The organism is Nocardia sp. CY15 (assembly GCF_009829295.1).
Classification (GTDB): domain Bacteria; phylum Actinomycetota; class Actinomycetes; order Mycobacteriales; family Mycobacteriaceae; genus Nocardia; species Nocardia sputi.
In genome coordinates this window covers 110,628-133,027 of record NZ_VUOT01000020.1, presented here as the reverse complement: position 1 = coordinate 133,027, position 22,400 = coordinate 110,628, and the positions used below count along the sequence as shown (strand labels likewise).

Sequence of the window (22,400 nt, the reverse complement as noted above, 5' to 3'; positions counted from 1 at the left end):
CGCCCGAGGGTGGTACAAATCGGTCCTCCCCGGCCGGATCGGCAGCTGCCAATCTCGTGGTGTGACGACGACAGCACTGATCACCGGCGCCAACAAGGGCATCGGATACGAAACCGCTCGACAGCTCGCCGCCCGTGGCGCGACCGTGCTGGTCGGGGCGAGGGACAACGCCCGCGGCACCACGGCCGCGGACAAGCTGAACGCCGAGGGGGCAGACGCCCGCTTCGTTCAACTGGACGTCGCCGACGCCGATTCGGTCGCGCGAGCGGCGGCGTGGATCGAGGAGGAGTTCGGCGAACTCGACATCTTGGTGAACAACGCGGGCATCGCGGGGCGACTCGACGGGGACGGCAAGCCCTCGTCCACCGCGCTGTCGATCCTGCGAGAGGTGTACGAAACCAACGTGTTCGGCGTCGTGGCCGTGACGAATGCGATGCTGCCCCTACTGCGCCGCGCGGACGCCGGTCGTATCGTCAACGTGTCCAGCGAGGTCGGCTCACTGGCCTTGATGATGGATCCCGACGGGCCCATGTGGCCGATGGCTTCGATCGCGTATCCCTCCTCGAAGACCGCCCTCACCATGGTGACCGCGATGTATGCCAAGGAACTGTGGGATACACCGATCAAGGTGAATGCGGCGAACCCCGGTTACTGTGCGACCGATCTCAACGGCAACACCGGTTTTCGCGCTGCGGCGCAGGGCGCCGAGGTGGTCGTCCACCTCGCGACTCTGCCGGCGGGCGGACCGAGCGGGCAGTTGTGGGGATACCGTTGGGGCGCTCCGGCGGGCGACGAATACGGTGTGCTGCCCTGGTGACACGAACGCCGAGGTCGGCGTGCAGCGCCCCGCCGATTCGGTTCGGGTTCGGCCGGGCGGTGCGTCGTAAGTGGGTTGCTCTGCCACCTCCGAGCAGGTGGTTACTGCTCGGAGGTGGTCGAGACTGCGGTTCGGGGCGTCACTCGGCGAACCAGGTGGCGACCTCGTCGGGCTCGGCGCGAGCGGTGCGGAAACTGTTGACCGGGTGATCCGTATCCGGGTAGCCGAAGGAGATGCCGCAAACTATTTTGCGGTGATCGGGAATGCCGAAGTAGTCCCGGATGAACGGGGAGTAGGTAGCCAGTGCGGCCTGCGGCGCCGCGCCGAGGCCCAGGGCCTGTGCGCCCAGGAGGAAACTGCCGATATAGAGGCCGCAGTCCACCGCCCCGTAGACGCCCAGGTCCGCTTCGCTGGTCACGATCGCCACGTGCGGCGCGTCGAAGAGTTCGAAGTTCCGCACGGCTTGCCGCATGGTCTTCCCGTGATCGCCTTTGGCTATGCCGACGCTTTCATACAGTTGCTTGCCGCATTCCCGCCTGCGGTCCCGGTAGACACCGGTGTATTGCGCCGGAAACGCGAAATCCGGTGCGGGCGTGGCGGTGGCGATGTGTTCGAGCAGTTCCTTCCGGAAGCGATCGGTTCCGGTGCCTTCGGTCACCACGACCTGCCAGGGCTGGGTGTTGCACCACGACGGCGTCCGCTGGGCCAGCCGCAGCAGGGCGCGGACCGTGTCGCGCTCGACGGGCTGCCCGCGGAATTGCCTGCACGTCCACCGCTGGTCGAGCACCCGGGTCAGCGCCGTGAACTCGTCGGTCGTCACTGTCATTCCCCCGCCTCCTTTGGCAGTCTTATTTCGAGACCAGACGCTAGCATCGAACACTCCGGTGCGAAAGCCGGGAGGCGCACGCCGATCGCCGAGGACGGGCGAGCCGACCGCGACGCGCTCAGCGGGAAGCCGGTTGTTCGCGTTGCACGATCCGCGCGGCTCGGACGAGGCAGAATCCCGATATGGCGTCCGAAGCCCCCGCCGCGCGGGACCGCAAACGGCACGGCAGGCATTACACGCCGCCGGTGCTGGCCCGGTTTCTCGCGCAGCGGCTGCTGCGCCATGTGGAGGTTTCGAAGACCGGCGTCCTGCGCGTGCTCGATCCGGCGTGCGGCGACGGCGAGCTGCTGTTCGCGGTGCGGCACGAGGCCGCGGCACGGTTCCCGGGCGCCCGGCTGGTGCTGACCGGCTACGACCTGGACGCCCGCGCGCTCGCGGTCGCGCGCGAGCGTGCCGGCGCGGCGGGGATCGCCGCGCACTGGCGCAGGGCCGACTTCCTCGCGGTCGAGGCCCAGCTCGCCGACGGCTCGTTCGACGCGGTGATCACCAACCCGCCGTACGTGCGCACCCAGCAGCTGGGCGGATCGACCGCGCGGTTGCTGAGCAAGCGGTTCGGCCTGCGCGGGCGGATCGACCTGACGCATCCGTTCGTCGCGACGCTGCCCCGGTTGCTGGCCGCCCGAGGCGTGCTCGGCCTGTTGTGCGCCAACCGATTCCTGACCACCAAGGCCGGCGCGAACATCCGGCGACTGCTGCTGACCGACCTTGCTCCGCTCGAGCTGTACGACCTGGGGGACACCAGGTTGTTCACCGCCGCTGTCCTGCCCGCGATCACCATCGCGCGGCGCGCGAGCCACCACGACGGCTGCCGCTACGTCTCCGCCTACGAGGCCGGTGGCGCGATACCCGGTGAGAAGACGCTTTTCGAGGCGCTGGCAGACCCGTACGGCTCGATAGTCGAGTACAACGGGCGGACCTTCGTCATCGAGGTCGGCAGTTTGGTGACCGGACGCCAGTCACCGCCGCCCCTCGATCATGCCGGGGGCGACCGGATCAGCGGCGAGAGTTCGAGCGGTGCGGCAGCGCACGACGGACAGCCGGAGTCAGCCGCGGAACGCCGGACACAGCGGGGCGTGGCGCGCGAACCGGACATCGCGTGGCGGATGTCGCACGAGGCGATCGATTCCTGGTTGACGCGGATCGCGGCGGCGACCTGGCGCGACTTCGGTGACGTGGCGCGCATCCGGGTCGGCATCAAGACCACCGCCGACCGCGTGTTCATCTCCGACGGCTGGGCCGACGCCGATCCGTGCCCCGAACCGGAATTGCTGCTCGATCTGATCACCCACCACGATCTGACGCCGTGGCGGGCCAACCGCGCCCGCGACGTTCGCGTGCTGTATCCCTACGACCTGGACAGGACGCGCCGCACACCCATCGACCTCGCCGAATTTCCCGCCGCCGCCGCGTACCTGCTGTCGCATCGGGAGACGCTGGCCGGACGACGCTACGTCGTGGAGAGCGGTCGCGATTGGTACGAGATCTGGGTTCCGCAGCGCCCGCACCTGTGGCGCGAGCCGAAGCTGGTCTTTCCGGACATCAGCGACCGTCCGCGTTTCGCGCTGGACAGTTCGGGGGCCGTGGTCAACGGCGACTGCTATTGGATCTCGCTACCGGACCTGGCCGGTGTGCCAGCCGAGGCCACACGCTTGGCGTATCTGCTGATGGGTGTGGCGAATTCGGCGCTCGGGTTGCGGTTCTACGACGCGGTCTGCGGCAATCGGTTGTACTCGGGCAGGCGGCGCTGGATCACTCAGTACGTGTCGCGGCTGCCGGTGCCCGACCCCGCGGCAGCCCGGTCGGGGGCCGTGATCGACTTGGTGGGCGAGTTCGTCGAGGGTCGTATGCCCGATCCGGCGGCGCAAGCCGAGCTGGACGACCGCGTGGCCGCGGCGTTCGGCGTCCGATTACGCGCTGACCTGGACGCCGACCATCGGCAGCAGGGTGCGGCGGGCGAAGTCGCGGGCGGCGCTTCGATCGCTCACCGGGATCAGCCCGTCGGGCGTGAGCGCGAGCGACAGCGCCAGCCGGGCCATGATCTCGGCGACCAGGTCGGCGTCGAAATCGTGCGTGCCACCGGCATCTCGTAGCTCGCGCAGCTTCTCGGCCAGGTAGTCGCGGCCGACGGCGAGGATCGGCCCCGCTTCGGTGGTCAGCCGGGGCAGGATCAGGTCCGGCTCGGTGCGCAGCAGCCTGCGCAGCAGTTCGTTGCCCGCGATGGCGCTGATGAACGCGACGAAGATCTCGACCAGCTGATCGTCGTTGCCGGAGACGGTGTGCACCTGCTTCTCGATCGCGGCGACGAAACGCTGGGCCTCCCGGACGCTGACCGCCTCGACGAGGTCGTTCTTGGATTCGTAGCGCCGGTACAGCGTGGCGGGGCTGATCCCCGCGCGGCGCGCGATCTCACCCATACTGGTCCGCTTGATGCCGAAGTCGAGGAAGGCCGAGAGTGCGCTTTCCAGGAGCTTCTCGCCGTCGGCGACCGGTTTCTCCAGGATGCGTTGCAGCATGGGCGAGATGGAAGGCACAGGATCTCCAGTGGTTTCGGCGCGGTGGCCGGGCCGTGGCCGGTGGGCGCGGCATCGCGACGGGTGCGGACGGGACGTTCATTATTTCATTGGGTAGGCCGAGCGTGACCGGGCATCGCCCGACCGCGTGATCCCGCACAGTAGGTCGCGTGTCCAGAATAAACTGGGCAGCCTGTGGTCGGTGTCGGCCGCATCGTCGGCCGATGCGGAAAGGGGTTGAGCCATGGGATATTTCGCGGATCGCGTCGTGGCGGTCACCGGAGCGGGGTCGGGTATCGGCCGGGAATTGGCAGTGGCGCTGGCCGGCGCGGGGGCGTGGCTGGCGCTGTCGGACAAGTCGGCGGAGGCCGTCGCCGAGACCGGGAGGCTGTGCGCGGCCGCGGGCCGGGAGCCCGCGGTGAGCGCGGTGGACGTCACCGACCGCGCGGCCGTGTTCGCGTACGCGGAGCGGACCGTCGCGCGGTTCGGGCGGGTCGAGGCGCTGTTCAACAACGCGGGCATCCTGCACGTCGGCAGCGTGCTGGAGTCGCCGTTCAGCGACTTCGAAGAGGTGATGGCCGTCGACTTCTGGGGTGTGGTCAACGGAACGAAGGCGTTCCTGCCGCATCTGCTGGCTGCCGAACGCGCGCATGTCGTCAACATCTCGTCGGCGTTCGGGTTGGTGGCCGTGGCGCGGCACGCACCCTACACCGCGGCCAAGTTCGCCGTGCGCGGCTTCACCGACTCGCTGCGCCAGGACATGCGGGCGGCGGGCGGCACCGTGCGGGTCACCGGGGTGTATCCCGGCGGGGTGCTCACCGGGATCGCCCGGTCGGCGAGGGTCGCGCCGGGCGTCGACGCGGCGCAGGTGGTGCGCCGGTTCGAAGGACAGGTGGCGCGGATGAGCCCGGCCGCGGCGGCGCGGACCATTCTGCGCGGCGCCGCCCGCGGCGAGGCGAAGGTCCTCGTCGGACTGGACGCCGTCGTTGTGGACCTGGTCACAAGAATCGCCGGGTCGTACCACGAGAAGGTGCTGGACATGGTATTCCGGTCCTGACCGCTCTCAGGGTACGCGGTCAGAGATGGGAAATGGCGAAATGAGAACTGTCAGAACGTATCTCACGTTATGGTGGACGGGTGAGGCGTCGCGCCGCACCGGCGGCGGGCCGTGGAGGCCCGCTCGGTGACGAAATGGATTCTGCTCGAGTGTTTCTCCGGTAGTCCCGGACGCGTGATCGCCTTGGGGTCCACACCGAAGTCGTTCGTGCCGCTGGCCAACATCCTGCGCAACCCGCTGTCGCTCGCCGACGCGGAGTCGGCGCTGTGGCAGGCGTGTGCGACCGGTGTGCCGGTCGCACAGGTCTCCGACGACGGGCGGCGCACGGTGCGGGCCGAGCCGCTGCTCATCACGCCGCGGCAGGCGCATGCCGTTCGACTGTGGGTGGGTCCGGTGCGGGAGCCCGTCCTGGCCGCGGACCCGATGGGCGCGTGGTATTTCGACCTCACGACCAACCGCTCGGTGCGCAGCGTCGACCTGCTGGACCTGTACGGTGTCGCGCCCGAGAACCGGGCCGCCGAGCTGGCCATCGCCAGTGCGTTCACCCGGCTGGTCACCAACCGCGACGAGAGCGAGGCGCTGGCCAAGATCGTCAACTCGGCGCCGGGCACCGAGCACCAGGCGGTCTGGATTATCCGTCGGGACGACGCCGCGCTGCGCGCCGGGCATTTCGCCTGCCGGATCGTCGTCGAGCCGGATGACACCGGCGTGCGTCACGTGCTCCTGCGCGGCGTGACGCAGGACATCGGCGCGGCCACCGCGGTCGCCGCCGCGCCGCCGCCGACGATCCTGGAGTACACGGTGCTGGAAGCCGCCACCGAACCCGGCGAGTACCGCGCGATCGTCAATCTGCGGTCGTTGCGGTTGATCCGGTGGATCGGCGCGCCGATGCCGGACATCGCCTGGGAGGATCTGCCGCAGCAGCCGAGACCGCAGATCCACCCGGACGATCTGGAGGCCGCGAAGGCCATGTCGCGAGAGCTGGCGCGGCATCGCACCGAGGGAACGGTGCGCCTGCGCCGGATCGACGGTGGTTGGCAACCGGTACGAATACGGGCCGCGTTGATGGCGCTGGATCAGCACACCACGGCCGGATTGGCCACGGTCACCGCGGAGTGAACCGCCGTGACCGTGGCAGGCGAAGTCATTGGCGCGGCAGATCCAGCTCGGCCATTTCCTTCTCGATCGCGTTCGCGGCGAAATCCACGCCGCGGGAACGTAATTCATGTACCCGGCGCTGGAGTGCCTCGACTCCACCGGGTTGGGCCGCGATGTCGGCCACGCTGATCCGGCCCTTGGGCCGATGCACACCCGACTGCACGTACGACACCGTGATACCTCCTGCCTGCACGCTCACCCGCCCACCGACCCGGGTGGGTTCACCACTGCGCTACAAGTCGCACGACAACCGTGTCGACAGGAGAGCCCGGGTCGCCGGGCACGCTGGCTGAATGCTATCAGCGAACCTTACTGGACACTTGATCAGTGTGTCCGGTATCACACCTCATTTGCCGTGCGATGTTGAGCTGTATTTGCTAGGTAGACAGACGCATTCAGGCGAATGCGATCTTGTTCCTCGGCGCGCAGCTCTCGGCGTACCTTGCCCGGTACGCCCGCCACGAGTGAGCCGGGCGGAATCCGCGCGCCCTCCGGGATCAGTGCGTTGGCCGCGATCAGGCTGCCCGGCCCGACCACGGCGCCGTTGAGGACGGTGGCGCCCATGCCGACGAGCACGTCGTCGCCGATGGTGCACCCGTGCAGGATCGCGTTGTGTCCTACCGAGACTCCCGCGCCAACGGTCAGGGGGAAGCCGGGGTCGGCATGCAGCACGCAGCCGTCCTGGATATTGCTGCGCGCGCCGACCTCGATCGTCTCCAGGTCACCGCGCAGTACGGCGCTGTACCAGACGCTGACCTCGGCCCCGAGCCGCACGCGGCCGATCACGGTGGCGTTCGGCGCGAGCCACGCGCTGTCCTCGATATCCGGCGCATAGTCGCCCAGCTGAATCCGCATGGTCACGAACTTAACCGCGCCCCCTGGAAGCCGGCGCGGTGGGCGGCCGGGCTGGTGCCGAGGAGGCGGTGGAAGTGGTGGCGCAGGCTCACCGCCGTGCCGAACCCGGTGTCGACGGCGATGCGTTCCACGGTGTCGGCGGTGGATTCGAGCAATAGCCGCGCCCGGTCGGTGCGCTGGAGCAGCAGCCACTGTTGCGGGCTGCTGCCGGTGCGGTCGCGGAAGCGGCGGGTGAACGTGCGCCGCGACATGAGTGCGACCCGCGCCCAGCTGTCCAGGTCGATCGGGTCGCCGAGACGGGTTCGCGCCCCCACCATGGCGCGTTCGATCGGATCGTCCTCGGCGGCGTCGGGGACCGCGACCGGGATGTACTGTGCCTGCGATCCGCTGCGGTGCGGGGCGGTGACCAGCGCTCGGGCCAGCTCGGTGGCCGCTTTGCTGCCCAGATCGCCGCGGACCAGGTGCAGGCAGCAGTCCAGGGCCGCGGCCACGCCCGCCGACGTCACGACATCGCCCAGGTCCGTCCACAGCGTGTCGGCGCGGACGCGGACCGCCGGGAACGCGCGGGCCAGTTCGGCGGCGGCGGCCCAGTGCGTTGTCACCTCGCGCCCGTCGGCCAGCCCGCTGGCGGCCACCGCCCACGAGCCGAGGCACAGCCCGACGATCCTGGCGCCGCCGGCGTGGGCGGTGCGCAGCGCGGCGCGCACTTCGGCGGACAGTCGCGTTCCGGGCCGCCAGCTCGGGATCACGATCGTGTCGGCGCGGGCCAGCGTGTCGAGTCCGTGCCGGACATTGATGTCGAAACCGGCTGGAGTGCTGTAATTCCCGGGCCGCTCGGCGCACACGTCTACCTGATACGGCGCGGACCCGTCGATTCCTATCCGCCCGAAAACCAGGCTGGGCACCGACAAATGGAAGGGACTGATCCCGTCGAACGCGAAGACGGCTACCGTGCGCATGGCCCGATCTTAACGATAAGCGGCTCCCGGGCCACTGTTGACCGGTGCGCGGGCCGGACAGGATCGACGACATGAGCGACACGATCGAAACCACCGCCCTCGAAGTCCTGCACGTCGGCGGGCCGACGCTGCGGTTGCGCTACGCGGGGCGCACTTGGCTGACCGACCCCACCTTCGACGAGCCCGGCGACTACCCGGGGCGCGTCACGCTGCACAAACTTGTCGGCCCCGCAGTGTCGCCGCGAGAACTCGGCCCGGTGGACGTCGTGCTGCTCTCCCACGACGAACACCCCGACAACCTGGACAGCTCCGGCCGGGAATTCCTCCGTACCGTGCCGACCGTACTGTCCACGCCCGGCGCCGCGACTCGCATCGAGGGCGTGCGCGGACTGCAGAACTGGGAGACCGTGACGGTGCGCGGAGTGCAGGTGACCGGCGTGCCCGCCCTGCACGGCCCCGAGGGCTGCGAACCGTTCACCGGATTCGTCACCGGGTTCGTGCTGCGGGCCGAAGGAGAGCCGACGGTGTACGTCTCGGGTGACAACGCCTCCGTCGACGTGGTGCGGCGGATCGCCGAGCGAATCGGGCGCATCGATGTCGCGGTGCTCAACGTGGGCGCCGCGAACATCGGCCACTTCGGCGACGCCGACCTCACGTTGAACGCGCGCACCGCGCTGCTGGCCGCCGAGGTGCTCGGCGACGCCCTGATCGTGCCGGTGCACGGCGAGGGCTGGGCGCACTTCAGTGAGTCGCTCGACCATCTCAGCCGGATATTCCGCTACGCCGGTCGCGGGGATCAACTGCGCATCCCGCCCTTGGGACGGGCGGCCGCCGTGAGACCGCAGTCGGCCGAGCGCGGTGCCACGCTCAGCTGAGCAACGTGCCGAGAAACCGGCTCGAAGAGCGGACGCGGATGGTCGTCATGCGCGACCGGCGCGTCGCTCGTGGCGTCGGCACGTCGGCGGGGCCACGATGGCGGTATGAGGATCGGAGTACCACGGGAGGTCAAGGAGCAAGAGTTCCGGGTAGCCCTGACTCCGGCGGGCGCCGGGGAGCTGGCCGGGCACGGACACGAGGTTGTGGTACAGGCGGGCGCGGGCATCGGATCGGGGTTTCCCGACGTCGATTACGCCGCGGTGGGGGCCCGCTTGGTCCCGGACGCCGACCAGGTGTGGCGGGAAGCGGAGCTGGTGTTGAAGGTGAAGGAACCGATCGCGCAGGAGTATCCGCGGATGCGCCATGGGCAGGTGCTGTTCACCTTCCTGCACTTGGCGGCTTCGCGCGAATGCACCGATGCCGTGTTGCGGTCGGGGATCACCGCCATCGCCTACGAGATGGTCCGTGCCGCCGACGGGTCGCTGCCGCTGCTGGCCCCCATGAGCGAGATCGCGGGCAAGCTGGGCGCCCAGGTCGGCGCCTATCACCTGATGGCTCCGCTCGGCGGCGCCGGACTGCTGCCCGGTGGCGTCCCCGGCGTGCGCCCGGCGGAGGTGGTCGTGCTCGGCGGCGGCGTCGCGGGCTCGAACGCGGCCGCGGTGGCCGTGGGCATGGGCGCGCGCGTCAGCGTGCTGGACACCGACCTTCGCCGGTTACGCGAACTCGACGCCCGCTTCGACGGTCGGGTCACCACCGTCGCGTCGAACACCACGGAGATCCGGCGCGCGGTGCTGTCGGCCGACCTGGTGATCGGCGCGGTGCTGGTACCGGGCGCGCGAGCGCCGAAACTGGTCTCCGACGAGCTCGTCGCGGGCATGCGCCCCGGCGCGGTGCTGGTGGACATCTCCATCGACCAGGGTGGCTGCTTCGCCTCCGCGCACCCGACGACGCACGCGAATCCGACTTTCCGGGTGGCGGACGCGCTGTTCTACTGCGTCGCCAATATGCCGGGCGCGGTACCGCACACCTCGACGATCGCGCTCACCAACGCGACCCTTCCCTACGTGCGGGCGATCGCTGGTCTCGGCTGGCAGGAGGCGTGCGCCGCGCGCCCCGATCTCGCCCACGGGCTCACCGCGGACGCCGGGCGACTGCTTTCCGGCGAAGTAGCCGCCGCGCACGGCTATTCCAGACCGCTCGGCGTCGCGGGCTGACTACTCCTGTTCGGTGCGTCCCTCGCCCAGATACCAGTCGGGCTCACCGGTGGTGGGCAGGTCGCGCAACTTGTCCGGGTTACGGACCACGTCGATGGCGACGATGTGGCCGTCGTCGACGGTGAAGGAGAAGACGCCGGTGTGGGTGCCGTCGAAGACCACCAGCCCCGGCTGGCCGTTGACCAGCACCGCGCGGCCCCACCCGCCCACAGCCGACGGCGCGTGGTACCAGCCGAGCAGCAGCTTGGCCACGAGTTCGGCGCCGTGCACGGGCTGCCGGATCGCGGGCACCTTGCCGCCGCCGTCGGCGGTCAGGCTCGCGTCCGAGTCGAGGACGCCGAGCAGAGCGCCGAGATCGCCGGAGCGCCAGGCCAGCGCGAAGGCCGACACCACCCTCTTCTGCTCGTCGGGGGACGCGGGGAAACGCGGGGTGCCGTTCTCGACGTGCTTGCGCGCCCGCGAAGCGAGCTGGCGGACGGCGGCCGGGGTGCGGCCGACCACTTCGGCGACCTCCGGGCCGCTCATGCCGAAGACGTCCTGGAGCACGAACGCGGTGCGCTCGGCAGGGGAGAGCGACTCGAGCACGACCAGCAGGGCTGTGGTGACCCGCTCGTCCTGGGTGATCCGGTCGGCGGGGTCCTCCCAGCTGGTCACCTCCGGCTCCGGCAGCCATTCGCCCACGTACTGTTCGCGGCGCACGCGCGCGGAGCCGAGGTGGTCGAGGGCGAGACGGCCGGTCACCGTGGACAGCCACGCCCGCAGGTTGTCGATCTCACCGGCGGCGCCCGCCTCGTACTGGCGCTGCAACCGCAACCACGCCTCCTGCACCACGTCGTCGGCGTCGCTGAGGCTGCCCAAGGTGCTGTAGGCGAGCCTGCGCAGATAGGGCCGGTGCTCCTCGAACCGCCTGGCCAGCTCGGCCTGGTCGATGGGCTCGGAGGAGGGCTGCTCGGAAGTCACTGCTGTTCGCCGTTCGTCGTTCGGCCCCCGCCGGGGCGAGTTCATGGATGCGTCACCAGGTCGACGACGCAGGGGCACCGAGTGTGACACGGCGCCGACAGCGCGAGCCGTGTGCACGGCCGCGGGCGGGCACCCGTTAACCTCGCCGGGTGCAGAAGGGGACCTCCATCGCGGTCGGGTTGCTGCTCGGATTCGCACTCGACCGGGTGTTCGGTGACCCGCGACGGTGGCATCCGGTCGCCGGATTCGGCACGGCGGTGGCGGCTTTGGAGTCGGTGACCTACGCCGACCGGCGGGCGGCGGGGCTGGCGCACGAGGCGCTTGCCGTCGGCGCGGTGGTCGGGCTCGGCCTGGCCGTGCGGCGCGGCGGGGTGACCGCGACCGCCGCCGCGACCTGGACCGTGCTGGGCGGACACAGCCTCGCGCGGACCGGGCGCGTCATGGCCGACCGGTTGTCCGCCGGTGACCTGGACGGCGCTCGCACGCTGCTGCCTTCGCTGTGCGGCCGCGATCCACAAGCGCTCGACGCGGACGGGCTCGCCCGCGCGGCCCTGGAGTCCATCGCCGAGAACACCTCCGACGCGGCCGTTGCCCCGGTCCTCTGGGGGGCCGTGGCGGGCGTCCCGGGGTTGCTCGGGTACCGCGCGGTCAACACGCTCGACGCGATGATCGGCTACCGCAACGCGCGCTACCGGCGTTTCGGCTGGGCCGCCGCGCGCGTCGACGACGCGGCCAATTTGCTCCCGGCGCGCGTCACCGGGCTGCTCACGGCCGCGCTCGCCCCGCTGATCGGCGGCCGCCCCGCAGCGGCTCTGCGCGCTTGGCGCCGCGATGCGGCCGGGCATCCCAGCCCCAACGCGGGGGTGGTCGAAGCGTCGATGGCCGGGGCGCTCGGCGTCCGGCTGGGTGGCCGCACCGAGTATCCGCACGGCGTGGAAATGCGCCCGCTGCTCGGCGACGGTCCGGCTCCTACCGTCGACGACCTGCGCCGCGCCGTCCGCCTTTCCGAGGCCGTGCAGCTCGCGGCCACCCTGCTCGCCGCCGTCGTAGCCGCGACGAGGCGCTGAGCGTTCGTCGCGGTAAGCGCTCGCCGCGCGATGCGGACCCCAATAGGCTTCCGGGGTGCGCATCGAGCTCATGGCCATCGTCGTGGCGGAGTACGACCCGGCGATCAGCTTCTTCGTCGACTCGCTGGGATTCGAGCTGCTCGAGGACTCGCCCGCACTCACCAATGACGGCCGCTCGAAACGGTGGGTCGTCGTAAGGCCGCCCGGTGCGCAAACGGGCATCCTGCTGGCCCGGGCCGACGGTGGGTCGCAAGCCGCCGTGATCGGACAGCAGGTGGCGGGCAGGGTCGGGTTCTTCCTGCGGGTCGACGACTTCCAGGCTGCGTATGACCGGATGGTTTCGCGGGGTGTCGAGTTCGTGAGCGTGCCCCGCGGCGAATCGTATGGGCGGGTGGCGGTCTTCCTCGACATCGCGGGGAATCGGTGGGATCTGCTCGGTCCGGATCAGCCGTAGTGCTTCTCCAGCGTGGAGCCACAGCCTGTCGACAGTGTTCGCGGCGAGAAGTCGCGCCGGATCATCCCCGGCCGCGGCCGTAGCGGTCGGCGAGGCGAGCTTCCGTGGTCGGTGCGGCGGGTGCGCTCGGCGTGGTCGCCGAAGCCGGGGCCGATCGGGCTGGTTCGGCGGCGGACGCGCCGGGCTGCTGCGCGGTGGAGGCCTTCTCTTTCCTTCGTTCCCGGATCTCGGCGTAGACGAAGTAGCCGAGACCGAGGGGAGCCATGATGCCGAAGGCGAGCCATTGCAGGCCGTAGGAAAGGTAGGGGCCCGCGTCGAGCCGGGGGAGTGGGGTGGGTGTGAACGCGCCCGGCTGGTTCTCGCTCAGTTGCAGGTAGCCGCCACGCTCGCCGCCGGTGGGAACGGGGGTGAAGGGCTGTTGCAGAACCGTCGATTCCTGGGTGACGTCGATGGAGTACACCTGGCGATAGCCGTCCTGGACGCTGGGGTCCTTACCCGGCGTGACGCCCTCGGACATCCGGATCCGGGCCTCGACGCGCTGCGGCCCGGCGGGTGGCTCGGGAATCTGCGGCGGGCGCGTCCCGTCGACAGCTGACACCAGCCCGCGGTCGACCAGCAGCACGCGGCCGTCGTCCAACCGGAAGGTCGCGAGCACCGCGTATCCCGGAGAGCCGTCGAGGTGGCGCAGCCGCACCAGCACCGTCGAGTCCGGCACGTAGCTGCCGGAAGCGGTGACACGTCGCCACTCGGTGTGCGCGGCGCTGCCCGGATCGGACAGCACGGTGGTGACGTCCACGGGATCGGCCTTCACCGACTCGGCGATCAGCTCGTTGCGATGCGAGGTGGCCGTGTTCTTGCCGAGTTGCCACGGCGCGAGCACGGTGAAGCACAGGTAGGCGAACGCGGCGACCAGCACGGCCAGGATCAGCCAGCTGGGGCGCAACAGGAAAGCGAGCCTGCGCATCACGGTCGCTCGTCGGGGACCAGGCGCGGATCGGGCGGTTCGGCGGCGGCGCTCAGTTCGGCGCGCACCCAGTCGAGCAGGCCGGGGACGGCGGCCTCGATCTGGGCGCGCACGAGTTCGAAGTCCGCCGCGTCGCCGTAGTAGGGGTCGGCCACGTCGTGACCGTCGGCGTCCGGGTCGAAGGCGCGCAGCAACCGCAGCCGTTCGGCGGGGATGCCGAGGCGGGCGAGGTCGCGATGATGCGAGCGGTCCAGGGCGATGACCAGGTCGGCGTCGCGGTGCTCGGCGCCGAACAACGCGGCGACGTGGCCGGTCGGGTATCCGTATCTACGCAGGGTGGCGCTGGTTCTCGGGTCGGCGTCGGCCCCGACGTGCCACGAACCGGTGCCCGCGCTGCTCACCCGCACCCGGTTGGCCAGTCCGGCCCGGTACAGGTGCGACGCGAAGATCTTCTCCGCCATCGGAGAGCGGCAGATGTTGCCGGTACAGACGAACGAGACGTGCAGCTGGCCCACGCCTGCCATTCTGGCCGGTCCGGCTACCGGACCGCCACGTAGGGTGTGGTCTCGTGGCCGAGCACACCGTCGATCGCGCGAAACTGCGTCACCACGGCGACGTGGACGCACGTGCGGGCATGCTCGATTTCGCGGTGAACGTCCAAGGCGCCGCGCCGCCGCAGTGGCTGCTGCGGCGGCTGGCCGCGCGGTTGTCCGAGCTGGGCCGCTATCCGAGCGCCGAGGACGCCGACGCCGCCCGCCGCGCGGTCGCGGCCCGGCACGGCCGCGCGCCCGGCGAGGTGCTGCTGCTGGCGGGCGCCGCGGAAGGCTTCGCGATGCTGCCCCGCCTCGCGCCGCGCTCGGCCGTGGTGCTGCACCCGTCGTTCACCGAGCCGGAGCTCGCGCTGCGCGAGGCGGGCGTCCCCGTGACCAGGGTGGTGCTGGGACCGCCCTACCGGCTGGATCCCGCCGCGGTGCCTACCGGGGCCGACTTGGTGGTGCTCGGCAACCCGACCAACCCGACCTCCGTGCTGCACCCCGCCGAGGCCATCCGGGCACTGCGGAAGCCGGGCCGCCTGATCGTGGTCGACGAGGCCTTCGCCGACGCGGTGGTGGGCGAGCCGCACTCCCTCGCCGCCGATCCCGCCCCCGACCTGCTCGTGCTGCGCAGCTTGACCAAGACCTGGGCGCTGGCGGGTCTGCGCTGCGGCTACTTCCTCGGCGCACCCGACGTGCTCGCGCGCCTCGACCACGGACGGCCGCACTGGCCGCTGGGCACCCTGCAACTGGAAGCGATCACCGCCACCGCGAGCCCGGCCGCCGTGGCCGAGGCCGAGCGACGCGCCGAGGCTCTCGCCGTGGCTCGGACCGCGATGATCGAGCGCCTGACCGCCCTCGGCGTCGACGTCCACACGCCCGCGGACGGACCGTTCCTGCTGCTGCGCGTCGCGGACGGTGAACTGCTGCGTAAGCACCTGGCCGTCCAGGGCATCGCGGTCCGCCGCGCGGACACCTTCCCCGGCCTCGGCCCGGACCATCTGCGCGTCGCCGTTCGCGGCGCCGAGGAGGTCGATCGGCTGGTCGCCGCGATCCGGTCGGCGGATGCGCGGTGAGCGCGGGGAATCGTTCGCGCCGGTGGGCCGTCGTGCGAACCTCCGAGCTGGGGGCGTGGGGCGAACTGCGCGCCGGGGTCGCGATGCGCATGCTGTGCGGGCGGGGGCGTGTCCTGCGCAGCGAAGTCGCGGGAGCGGACCGCGTGCGGTTCCGGAACCCGGCCTCGGGCCGGTACCGAACGAATCAGTGCAGGACCGAAGCGAAGGAAGGTGGACGATGACCACGCTCGCGGATCTCATCGGGGTGCTGGACGCGGCCTACCCGCCCGCGCTGGCCGAGCCGTGGGACTCGGTCGGCCTGGTCTGCGGCGACCCCGCCGAGGAGTTGACCCGGGTGCTGTTCGCGGTCGACGCGACCGAGGCGGTCGTCGACGAGGCGATCGATTGGCGCGCGCAAGCTCTGGTGGTACACCACCCGCTGCTGCTGCGCGGCGTCGACACCGTCGCGGCGAGCACGCCGAAAGGCGCGCTGCTGCACCGGCTGATCCGCTCCGGTTGCGCGCTGTTCACCGCGCACACCAACGCCGACTCCGCCGACCCCGGCGTCTCCGACGCGCTCGCCGCGGCACTCGGCCTCACGGTGACCGGTCCGCTGGACGCGAAACCAGAAGAAGCCGTGGACAACTGGGCGATTCAGGTGCCACATGCCCACGCCGACGCAGTGCTCGCCGCACTCTTCGCCGCCGGTGCGGGCGGGAGCGGGAACTACCGAGACTGCGCGCTGCGAGTGCCCGGGACGGGGCAGTTCCGGCCGATGGCCGAAGCGAACCCGGCGCACGGCACCGCGGGCGAACTCCAGCACGCGGAGCAGGACCGGATAGAGGTGATCGCCCCGCCCTCGGCGCGCTCGGCCGTGCTCGCCGCCCTGCGCGCCGCCCATCCCTACGAGGACCCGGCCTACCACATCAGCGAACGCGCCCAGCTGCCCTCGGCGCGCGGCATCGGCCGGGTCGGCACCCTGCCGGGACCGGAATCGTTGCGCGCCTTCGCCGATCGCGTGGCTCGTGCACTCCCGCACACCGCGTGGGGCGTGCGCGCCGCGGGTGATCCGGACCGCACCGTCCGCACCGTCGCGGTGTGCGGGGGAGCGGGCGACTCCTACCTGAGCCGTGCCGCCGGGCTCGGCGTCGATGTCTACGTCACCTCCGACCTGCGCCACCATCCCATCGATGAGCACCTGCGCAAGGGCGGTCCCGCGGTGGTCGACGCGGCACACTGGGCGACCGAGTTCCCGTGGTGCGCACAGGCGGAAGCATTCGTCCGGACTGCCCTGCCGGATCTGGAGACCAGGGTGTCCACACTGCGCACCGACCCGTGGACGGTACACGCCCCGAGCTGACCGCCGAGCGTCCGATGCCGTTGTCCCGGCGGCGAACTGGCGACGGCGTGTCGGGGCGTGTCCGAGCCGGACCGGGACAGGTTGGCGGATTGCGTGAATCGAGTAGTTCGCGCGGGGTACAACTACCGCATGAACTTCCCGGTTGATTTCGGGCTCGTGCAGATCGGGCTGATCCTGCTGCTGGTCGTCGGTGTAGCGCTGATCGTCTCCGGCCTGATCGCCGCGCGCCGGGTCGGGATGCGGGCATCGCTCGCGCGCGGTACGGGCGGGCTCGCGCTCCTGCTGGTGGCGGCGGTGCTGCTGTGGATCGCGACCCTGGTGCAGACCTACCTCGGGCTGACCGGCGAGATCAAGGCGGCGCACGTGGTGGCCCAGCCGGTGGCCGGGCAGGAACACCAGCTCGACGTCGACCTCACCTTGTACGGCGACGACAACCACCCGGAGCAGCGCCTGACCTACCGGGTCGAGGGCGACATGTGGGTGCTGCAAGCGGGCATCGTCGAGCTGGAGCCGTGGGTGAACGCCCTCGGTTTCCACTCCGGCTACCGGATCAGCCGCCTGTACGGCCAGCGCCTCGACGGCGTCGCGACCACGCAGAACCAGATCTTCCTCAACGACGGCGACCGCGACTTCTTCGCCGACATGCGCGAGGGCCGCTGGTGGACCCAGCCGTTTGTGCGCTCCGCGTACGGCAACGCGGTGATCGCGGTGCCCGGCGAATACGACGTCTACATCTCCCGGGACGCCATCAAGACTCGCACCGTCGGCGGCTGACGGCGGTCCACCGATCCGGCGGGGTACGGTTGAACACCAGTCTCGTCCACCCCGTCCAGGAGTTTGTCCGCATTGAATGTCGAACCCCCGATCCAGGCCGAGCTGCTCCGGCTCGCCGCCGTCGACGCCGAGCTGACCCGGATCGCGCACCGTCGCACCGTGCTGCCCGAGCAGCAGGAGGTGGCCCGGCTGGAGGCCGAGCGCAACGCGCACTCCGACGCCGCGGTGGCCGTGGAGATCGTGCTGGACGACCTCGACCGCGACATCCGCAAGCTGGAGGGCGAGGTCGACGCGGTGCGCAAGCGCGAGGACCGCGACAAGGACATGCTCACCGCGGGAACGGTGAGCGCCAAGCAACTTTCGGAGATCCAGCACGAGCTCGGCAGCCTGGAGCGCCGCCGCTCCGTGCTGGAGGACGAGTTGCTCGAGGTGATGGAACGGCGTGAGGCCTCCGCTGCCGACCACGAGCACGCGGGCGCGCGGTTGAGCAAGACCGACGAGGAGCTCGCCACCGCGCGCAGGCATCGGGACGAAGCGCTCGCCGATCTGGACGTGGCACAGACACGCTGCGAGACCGATCGCGCGGGCTTGGTGGCCAAGCTGCCTGCCGACCTGCTCGCGATCTACGACCGGCAGCGGGAACAGCACGGCGTCGGCGCGGCGCTGTTGCAGGCGCGCCGCTGTGGCGCGTGCCGCATCGAGCTCGATCGGGGGGAGATCGCGCGCATCGCCAAGGCCGCCCCCGACGCGGTCGTGCGGTGCCCGGAGTGCGGGGCGATCCTGGTCCGGACCAAGGAATCGGGGCTGTGAGCTCGCCGGGATCGGGTGATCAGGACGTGCGATGAGTTTCTCGGAGGTGATCGTCGAAGCCGACGGCGGTTCGCGGGGCAACCCCGGTCCGGCCGGCTACGGCGCGGTGGTCTACGACGCCGGACACGTCCGGGTGCTCGCCGAGCGTCGTGAGTTCCTCGGCACAGCCACCAACAACGTCGCCGAATACCGGGGGCTCATCGCCGGATTGGAAGCGGCGGCGGAGCTGGGCGCCGAGTCGATCGTGGTGCGCATGGATTCCAAGCTGGTCGTCGAGCAGATGTCCGGTCGCTGGAAGATCAAGCACGCGGCGTTGATCCCGCTCGCCGACCGAGCCCGCAGGCTGGCCTCCGGGTTCGCGCGGGTCGGCTACACCTGGATCCCGCGCGCGGAGAACTCGCACGCCGACCGGCTGGCGAACGAGGCCATGGACGAGGGCACGGGCCGTGCCGCGACCGTGGACACGCGGCCGACCGAGGCCGCCGATCCGGCTCTCGCGGTCGCCGAGCACGACCGGCCGAGCTGGATCGATGAAGTCAGGGACACCAGCGCCGAGCAGTCCGAGGCCGCCGGGCAGGGCCCCGGCTGGACCGGCGCGGTCGGCCGTCCCACCCGGTTGCTGCTGCTGCGCCACGGCCAGACCGAGTTGTCGGTGCAGCGGCGCTATTCCGGTCGTGGCAACCCACCGCTCACACCGCTGGGCCGGGAGCAGGCCGCTCGCGCCGCGAAAATGCTCGCCGTCAAGGGCGGTATCGCCGCGGTGGTCAGTTCTCCGCTCGGCCGGGCCAGGGAGACCGCCGAGGCGGCGGCCGCCGCTCTCGGAGTACCGGCCGAGATCCACGACGGGTTGATCGAGACCGACTTCGGCGAGTGGGAGGGACTGACCTTCGCCGAGGCCACGCAACGCGACCCCGAACTGCATGCTCGCTGGATCGGCGACCCCACCGTCGCCGCGCCCGGCGGGGAGAGCTTCGAAGAGGTCCGCGTGCGGGTCGACGCGGTTCGTCGCGACCTGCTCGAGCGGTATCCCGGCGCCAACGTGGTGGTGGTCAGTCATGTGACCCCGATCAAGACCCTGCTGCGGCTGGCGCTCGATGTCGGCCCCTCACTGCTGTACCGATTGCATCTGGATCTGGCGTCGCTATCGATAGCGGAGTTCTATCTCGACGGCGGGTCCTCGGTGCGCTTGGTGAACGATACGTCCTACCTCTGAGAGTGCCGCCCGGCCCGAATCGAGGGCGAACACGGTGCGCGGAGGGCGAATTATGCCCCATTGCAACACATTTGCGTTTCACAATCGCGTGATGCGGTGAATCTCACTTCAACTCTGCCTTGCGCGCCCAGTAGCGGTAGGCTTCCGGACGGTCAGGCACAGGCGTCCTAGCTGCCTGCCTGGTCGGGGTCGACGCAGTGACCTCGGTCAGTGCTGCTCAGTGGGACGGTTTCTCGCGGGCAGCGCCGCCCGTCGGCCGCGTCGCGGTTGGAAGCACCTGTGCCGTCGAGTGGTTCGATGAGAGTGCAGGTTCGATGAGCAGTCCGATCAAGGTTGTCGTTCTCGGGGCGGGGATCGGAGGACTCACCACCGCGGCCGCCCTGCGGCACGCGGGTTTCGGCGTCGAACTATACGAAGCGGGTCCCGAATTGCGGGCCCAGGGCTTCGGACTTTCCGTGCAGGCCAACGGCATGAACGCACTGCGCACCCTCGGCCTCGGCATCGATGAGCAACTGCTCGAACGCGGCGGCCGGGTCGAGACCTTCCGTTTCTGCAACCCCGACGGCAGTCCCATCCGGGTGCTTCCGGTGCACCGGCTCGACGCCCAGCTCGGCGCCCCCGCCGTGGCGCTGCACCGCACCGACCTGCACGACGTGCTGCTGCGCGCGATCGGCGACACGCCGACTTTCGTCGGCGCGCAGGCCACCGGCTTCGTCGACGACGGCGAGCACGTGCGCGTCGAGTTCGCCGACGGCCGGGTCGCCCAGGGCGATCTGCTCGTCGGCGCCGACGGTATCCACTCGGTGGTACGCGCGCAGTTGCACGGCCGCGCCGAGCCGCGCCCCGGCAATTTCGTCTGCTGGCTGGCCTGCATCCCGTTCGAGCATCCCAATGTCGCGCGCGGGCTGTCGGCGCACTTCTGGGGCACCGGAATGCGTTTCGGCATCCACGACATCGGGCACGGCCGCGTGTACTGGTGGGGCACCAAGACGCTGCCCGCCGACGAGGCCGCGAACTGGCAGGGTGGCAAGGAAGACCTGCTGCGCCTGTACGCGGACTGGGCGCCGGAGGTGCGCGCCTGCATCGAGCAGACCGACGAGGCGGCGATCCTGGCCGTGCCCGCGCAGGACCGCCCGCCGCTGCCGCAGTGGGGCCGCGGCCGGGTGACGCTGCTCGGCGACGCGGCGCACCCGATGCTGCCCAGCCTCGGCCAGGGCGCCAACGCCGCCATCGAGGACGCTGTGGTGCTGGCGAGCGTGCTGCGCAACTCCCTGGATCCGGTCGCGGCCCTGCGCCGTTACGAGAAGCTGCGCGCCGACCGCACCGCCATGTTCGTCAACGGGTCGGCTTCGCTCGCCAAGATCGAGCAGACCACCGACCCGCGCCTGGTGCGGGTGCGCGACACCTACTTCCGGCACGCGCCTACCGAATTCTTCCTGCGCGAGCTCGGCAAACCGATGTCCTTCCCGGCGCCGGAGGGGCCGACCGCCCGGCTGCCGCGCCCACTGTCGCCGGTCGAGCGCTGGCACTGGATCGCCGATCAGCTCGCGCCGCTGCACATCCTGTCGCGCGTGCGGATCCGTGGGCGCGTCGAGACCGAGCAGATCCGCGCCGGGTTGGACGAGGTGCAGCGCCGACATCCGCTCCTGCGGGTCGCCGTCGCCGCCGAAGCCGACGGCACCGCACCGCGTTTCGTGCCGGTGGGGGCGCCGATTCCGCTGCGCGTCATCGAATCCGAGGACAGCACGAACTGGCTGACCGAGGCCGACGCGGTGGAACTGCGCGAGCCGTTCGACTGGCGCACCGGCCCGCTGGCGAGGGCCGTGCTGATCAAGGAGACCGATGGCACCAACGAGCTCATCGTCACGCTGCACTATGCCATCGCCGATGGCGAGAGCGCGCTGTCGGTAGCCAAGCAGGTGCTCCAGGTAGCCGCCGGGGACACGGGCGACTTCTCGCCCGCGCCGGTGCGGCCAGGACCGGAGGAGCTGTTCCCGGCGCGCTTCCAGGGCGCGGGCGGTGCGCTGCGCACCGCGAGTTCGTTTCTGCGCGACCAGAAGTCGCAGCTGCGCAAGCCGCGCCGACTGGAGCCCACCTCGCTGGCGCCGCCCGCGCAGCGGCGCAGCCGGGTGGTGCACCGCAGCCTCGACGCCGACCGGCTCGACGCGCTCACCGCGGGCTGCGCCCGGCACGGCGTCGGCTTGCAGTCCGTCCTCTCGGCCGCGCTGCTGATCGCGGCGGCCAGGGAAGCGGGCACCGAGAAGGCCGCCTGGTACACCGTGGGCAGCTCGGTCAACTTCCGCGAGCATCTCGACGGCGCCGCCGGCGACACCGAAGTCGGCACCTACCAAGGCATGATCGCCACCCCGGCGAAGTACGCGCCGTGGGCCTCGCTGTGGGAGATCGCCGCCGAGATCGAGCGCGAGTACGGCGCGCGGATGGACCGGCGCGATCATCTGTCCGCGTTGAACCTGCTGAAGGTGGCCGCGCCGAAGTCGGTGGCCGCCAGCGCGTCCACGGTGAAACTCATGGACACCCGCGGCCCGGGCCACCTCTGTATGACCTACCTGGGCGACTACCCCTTCCCGGACAAGATCGGCTCCTGGCAGCTGGAGGGCGCGCAGTTCGTCTCCGGCATGTCCGTCAGCGGTTTCATCATGGCCACCGCCAACGCGACGCACAACGAGCTGTCGTTCAACATCGGCTACGTCGAGCCCGCGGTATCGCGTGCGCGAGCCGATCGTCTCGCCGACGAGAGCGTGCGCGCGCTGCTGTCGGCCTGCTGACCGGCCCGCATACACGACGAAACAACAGCAGAGTCGCGGCATCGGCGAAGCCGATGCCGTGATTCGCGATATCGATAACTGGATAAGTGTGG

General features: G+C 70.7%; 21 protein-coding genes and 1 pseudogene. 14 read left to right on the top strand and 8 right to left on the bottom strand.

The window, feature by feature from the left end:
- Positions 1-61: 61 nt before the first annotated feature.
- A complete protein-coding gene (locus GVY39_RS21470) occupies positions 62-817 on the top strand; it encodes an SDR family oxidoreductase (RefSeq protein WP_236565580.1) in 756 nt (251 codons plus the stop codon).
- Between the two features lie 139 nt (positions 818-956).
- Here the strand turns inward: GVY39_RS21470 and GVY39_RS21465 are convergent, their stop codons facing one another.
- Positions 957-1,643 (bottom strand): nitroreductase, encoded by a 687-nt coding sequence (locus tag GVY39_RS21465; protein ID WP_159927327.1) that lies wholly within the window; start codon positions 1,641-1,643, stop codon positions 957-959.
- Positions 1,644-1,825: 182 nt separating this feature from the next.
- On the opposite strand from GVY39_RS21465, the pseudogene GVY39_RS35315 reads away from it, so the two are divergent.
- A pseudogene (locus GVY39_RS35315) lies at positions 1,826-2,395 on the top strand (N-6 DNA methylase); the annotation flags it as partial.
- A 1,215-nt stretch (positions 2,396-3,610) separates the two neighbouring features.
- On the opposite strand, the gene GVY39_RS21455 reads toward GVY39_RS35315, so the two are convergent.
- Entirely contained in the window at positions 3,611-4,216 is a 606-nt protein-coding gene (locus GVY39_RS21455; protein WP_159927323.1) for a TetR/AcrR family transcriptional regulator, read from the bottom strand.
- Positions 4,217-4,457: 241 nt separating this feature from the next.
- On the opposite strand from GVY39_RS21455, the gene GVY39_RS21450 reads away from it, so the two are divergent.
- A complete protein-coding gene (locus GVY39_RS21450; RefSeq protein ID WP_159927321.1) occupies positions 4,458-5,270 on the top strand; it encodes an SDR family oxidoreductase in 813 nt (270 codons plus the stop codon).
- Positions 5,271-5,396: 126 nt separating this feature from the next.
- Positions 5,397-6,389 carry a GAF domain-containing protein gene (locus GVY39_RS21445; RefSeq protein WP_159927319.1) on the top strand — a complete coding sequence of 331 codons (993 nt, stop codon included), beginning with the start codon at positions 5,397-5,399 and terminating at the stop codon, positions 6,387-6,389.
- A 25-nt stretch (positions 6,390-6,414) separates the two neighbouring features.
- On the opposite strand, the gene GVY39_RS21440 is transcribed toward GVY39_RS21445, so the two are convergent.
- The 3 genes from GVY39_RS21440 to GVY39_RS21430 all read right to left on the bottom strand — a co-directional run bounded on the left by GVY39_RS21440 (position 6,415) and on the right by GVY39_RS21430 (position 8,242).
- Entirely contained in the window at positions 6,415-6,600 is a 186-nt protein-coding gene (locus GVY39_RS21440) for a hypothetical protein (protein WP_040776207.1), read from the bottom strand.
- A gap of 167 nt (positions 6,601-6,767) precedes the next feature.
- Positions 6,768-7,283, bottom strand: a complete 516-nt coding sequence (locus GVY39_RS21435) for a gamma carbonic anhydrase family protein (RefSeq protein WP_159927317.1) — start codon at positions 7,281-7,283, stop codon at positions 6,768-6,770.
- A gap of 2 nt (positions 7,284-7,285) precedes the next feature.
- Positions 7,286-8,242: a GlxA family transcriptional regulator gene (locus tag GVY39_RS21430; protein WP_159927315.1), complete on the bottom strand. Its 957-nt coding sequence runs from the start codon at positions 8,240-8,242 to the stop codon at positions 7,286-7,288.
- A 71-nt stretch (positions 8,243-8,313) separates the two neighbouring features.
- Here GVY39_RS21430 and GVY39_RS21425 point away from each other — a divergent pair, with 71 nt between their 5' ends.
- Together GVY39_RS21425 and ald are read left to right on the top strand one after the other, a co-directional pair.
- Positions 8,314-9,117: an MBL fold metallo-hydrolase gene (locus GVY39_RS21425; RefSeq protein WP_159927313.1), complete on the top strand. Its 804-nt coding sequence runs from the start codon at positions 8,314-8,316 to the stop codon at positions 9,115-9,117.
- A gap of 105 nt (positions 9,118-9,222) precedes the next feature.
- Positions 9,223-10,332, top strand: a complete 1,110-nt coding sequence (gene ald / locus GVY39_RS21420; RefSeq protein WP_159927311.1) for an alanine dehydrogenase — start codon at positions 9,223-9,225, stop codon at positions 10,330-10,332.
- Here the strand turns inward: ald and sigJ are convergent, their stop codons facing one another.
- Entirely contained in the window at positions 10,333-11,292 is a 960-nt protein-coding gene (gene sigJ, locus GVY39_RS21415) for an RNA polymerase sigma factor SigJ (protein WP_236565579.1), read from the bottom strand.
- Positions 11,293-11,441: 149 nt separating this feature from the next.
- Here sigJ and GVY39_RS21410 point away from each other — a divergent pair, with 149 nt between their 5' ends.
- Positions 11,442-12,359 (top strand): cobalamin biosynthesis protein, encoded by a 918-nt coding sequence (locus GVY39_RS21410; protein ID WP_159927307.1) that lies wholly within the window; start codon positions 11,442-11,444, stop codon positions 12,357-12,359.
- A gap of 55 nt (positions 12,360-12,414) precedes the next feature.
- Complete coding sequence (locus tag GVY39_RS21405) at positions 12,415-12,813, top strand: VOC family protein (protein WP_159927305.1); 399 nt, start codon at positions 12,415-12,417, stop codon at positions 12,811-12,813.
- A gap of 61 nt (positions 12,814-12,874) precedes the next feature.
- Here GVY39_RS21405 and GVY39_RS21400 read toward each other — a convergent pair whose 3' ends face one another.
- Both GVY39_RS21400 and GVY39_RS21395 read right to left on the bottom strand, forming a co-directional pair.
- Entirely contained in the window at positions 12,875-13,777 is a 903-nt protein-coding gene (locus tag GVY39_RS21400; protein WP_159927403.1) for an SURF1 family protein, read from the bottom strand.
- A complete protein-coding gene (locus tag GVY39_RS21395; protein WP_159927303.1) occupies positions 13,777-14,301 on the bottom strand; it encodes a low molecular weight protein-tyrosine-phosphatase in 525 nt (174 codons plus the stop codon). Before GVY39_RS21395 ends, GVY39_RS21400 begins: the two co-directional genes overlap by 1 nt.
- 44 nt (positions 14,302-14,345) lie before the next feature.
- Here GVY39_RS21395 and cobC point away from each other — a divergent pair, with 44 nt between their 5' ends.
- The 6 genes from cobC to GVY39_RS21365 all read left to right on the top strand — a co-directional run bounded on the left by cobC (position 14,346) and on the right by GVY39_RS21365 (position 22,308).
- Positions 14,346-15,386 carry an Rv2231c family pyridoxal phosphate-dependent protein CobC gene (cobC, locus tag GVY39_RS21390; RefSeq protein ID WP_159927301.1) on the top strand — a complete coding sequence of 347 codons (1,041 nt, stop codon included), beginning with the start codon at positions 14,346-14,348 and terminating at the stop codon, positions 15,384-15,386.
- Between the two features lie 217 nt (positions 15,387-15,603).
- The gene (locus GVY39_RS21385) at positions 15,604-16,725 is read left to right on the top strand and encodes a Nif3-like dinuclear metal center hexameric protein (RefSeq protein ID WP_159927299.1); all 1,122 of its coding nucleotides are present in this window, start codon (positions 15,604-15,606) and stop codon (positions 16,723-16,725) included.
- A gap of 129 nt (positions 16,726-16,854) precedes the next feature.
- The gene (locus GVY39_RS21380; protein WP_159927287.1) at positions 16,855-17,499 is read left to right on the top strand and encodes a hypothetical protein; all 645 of its coding nucleotides are present in this window, start codon (positions 16,855-16,857) and stop codon (positions 17,497-17,499) included.
- Between the two features lie 72 nt (positions 17,500-17,571).
- On the top strand, positions 17,572-18,309 hold the full coding sequence (locus tag GVY39_RS21375) for a zinc ribbon domain-containing protein (protein WP_159927285.1): 738 nt from the start codon (positions 17,572-17,574) through the stop codon (positions 18,307-18,309).
- A 31-nt stretch (positions 18,310-18,340) separates the two neighbouring features.
- Entirely contained in the window at positions 18,341-19,522 is a 1,182-nt protein-coding gene (locus GVY39_RS21370; RefSeq protein ID WP_159927283.1) for a bifunctional RNase H/acid phosphatase, read from the top strand.
- Between the two features lie 314 nt (positions 19,523-19,836).
- Positions 19,837-22,308 (top strand): FAD-dependent monooxygenase, encoded by a 2,472-nt coding sequence (locus GVY39_RS21365; protein WP_159927281.1) that lies wholly within the window; start codon positions 19,837-19,839, stop codon positions 22,306-22,308.
- Positions 22,309-22,400 lie beyond the last annotated feature (92 nt).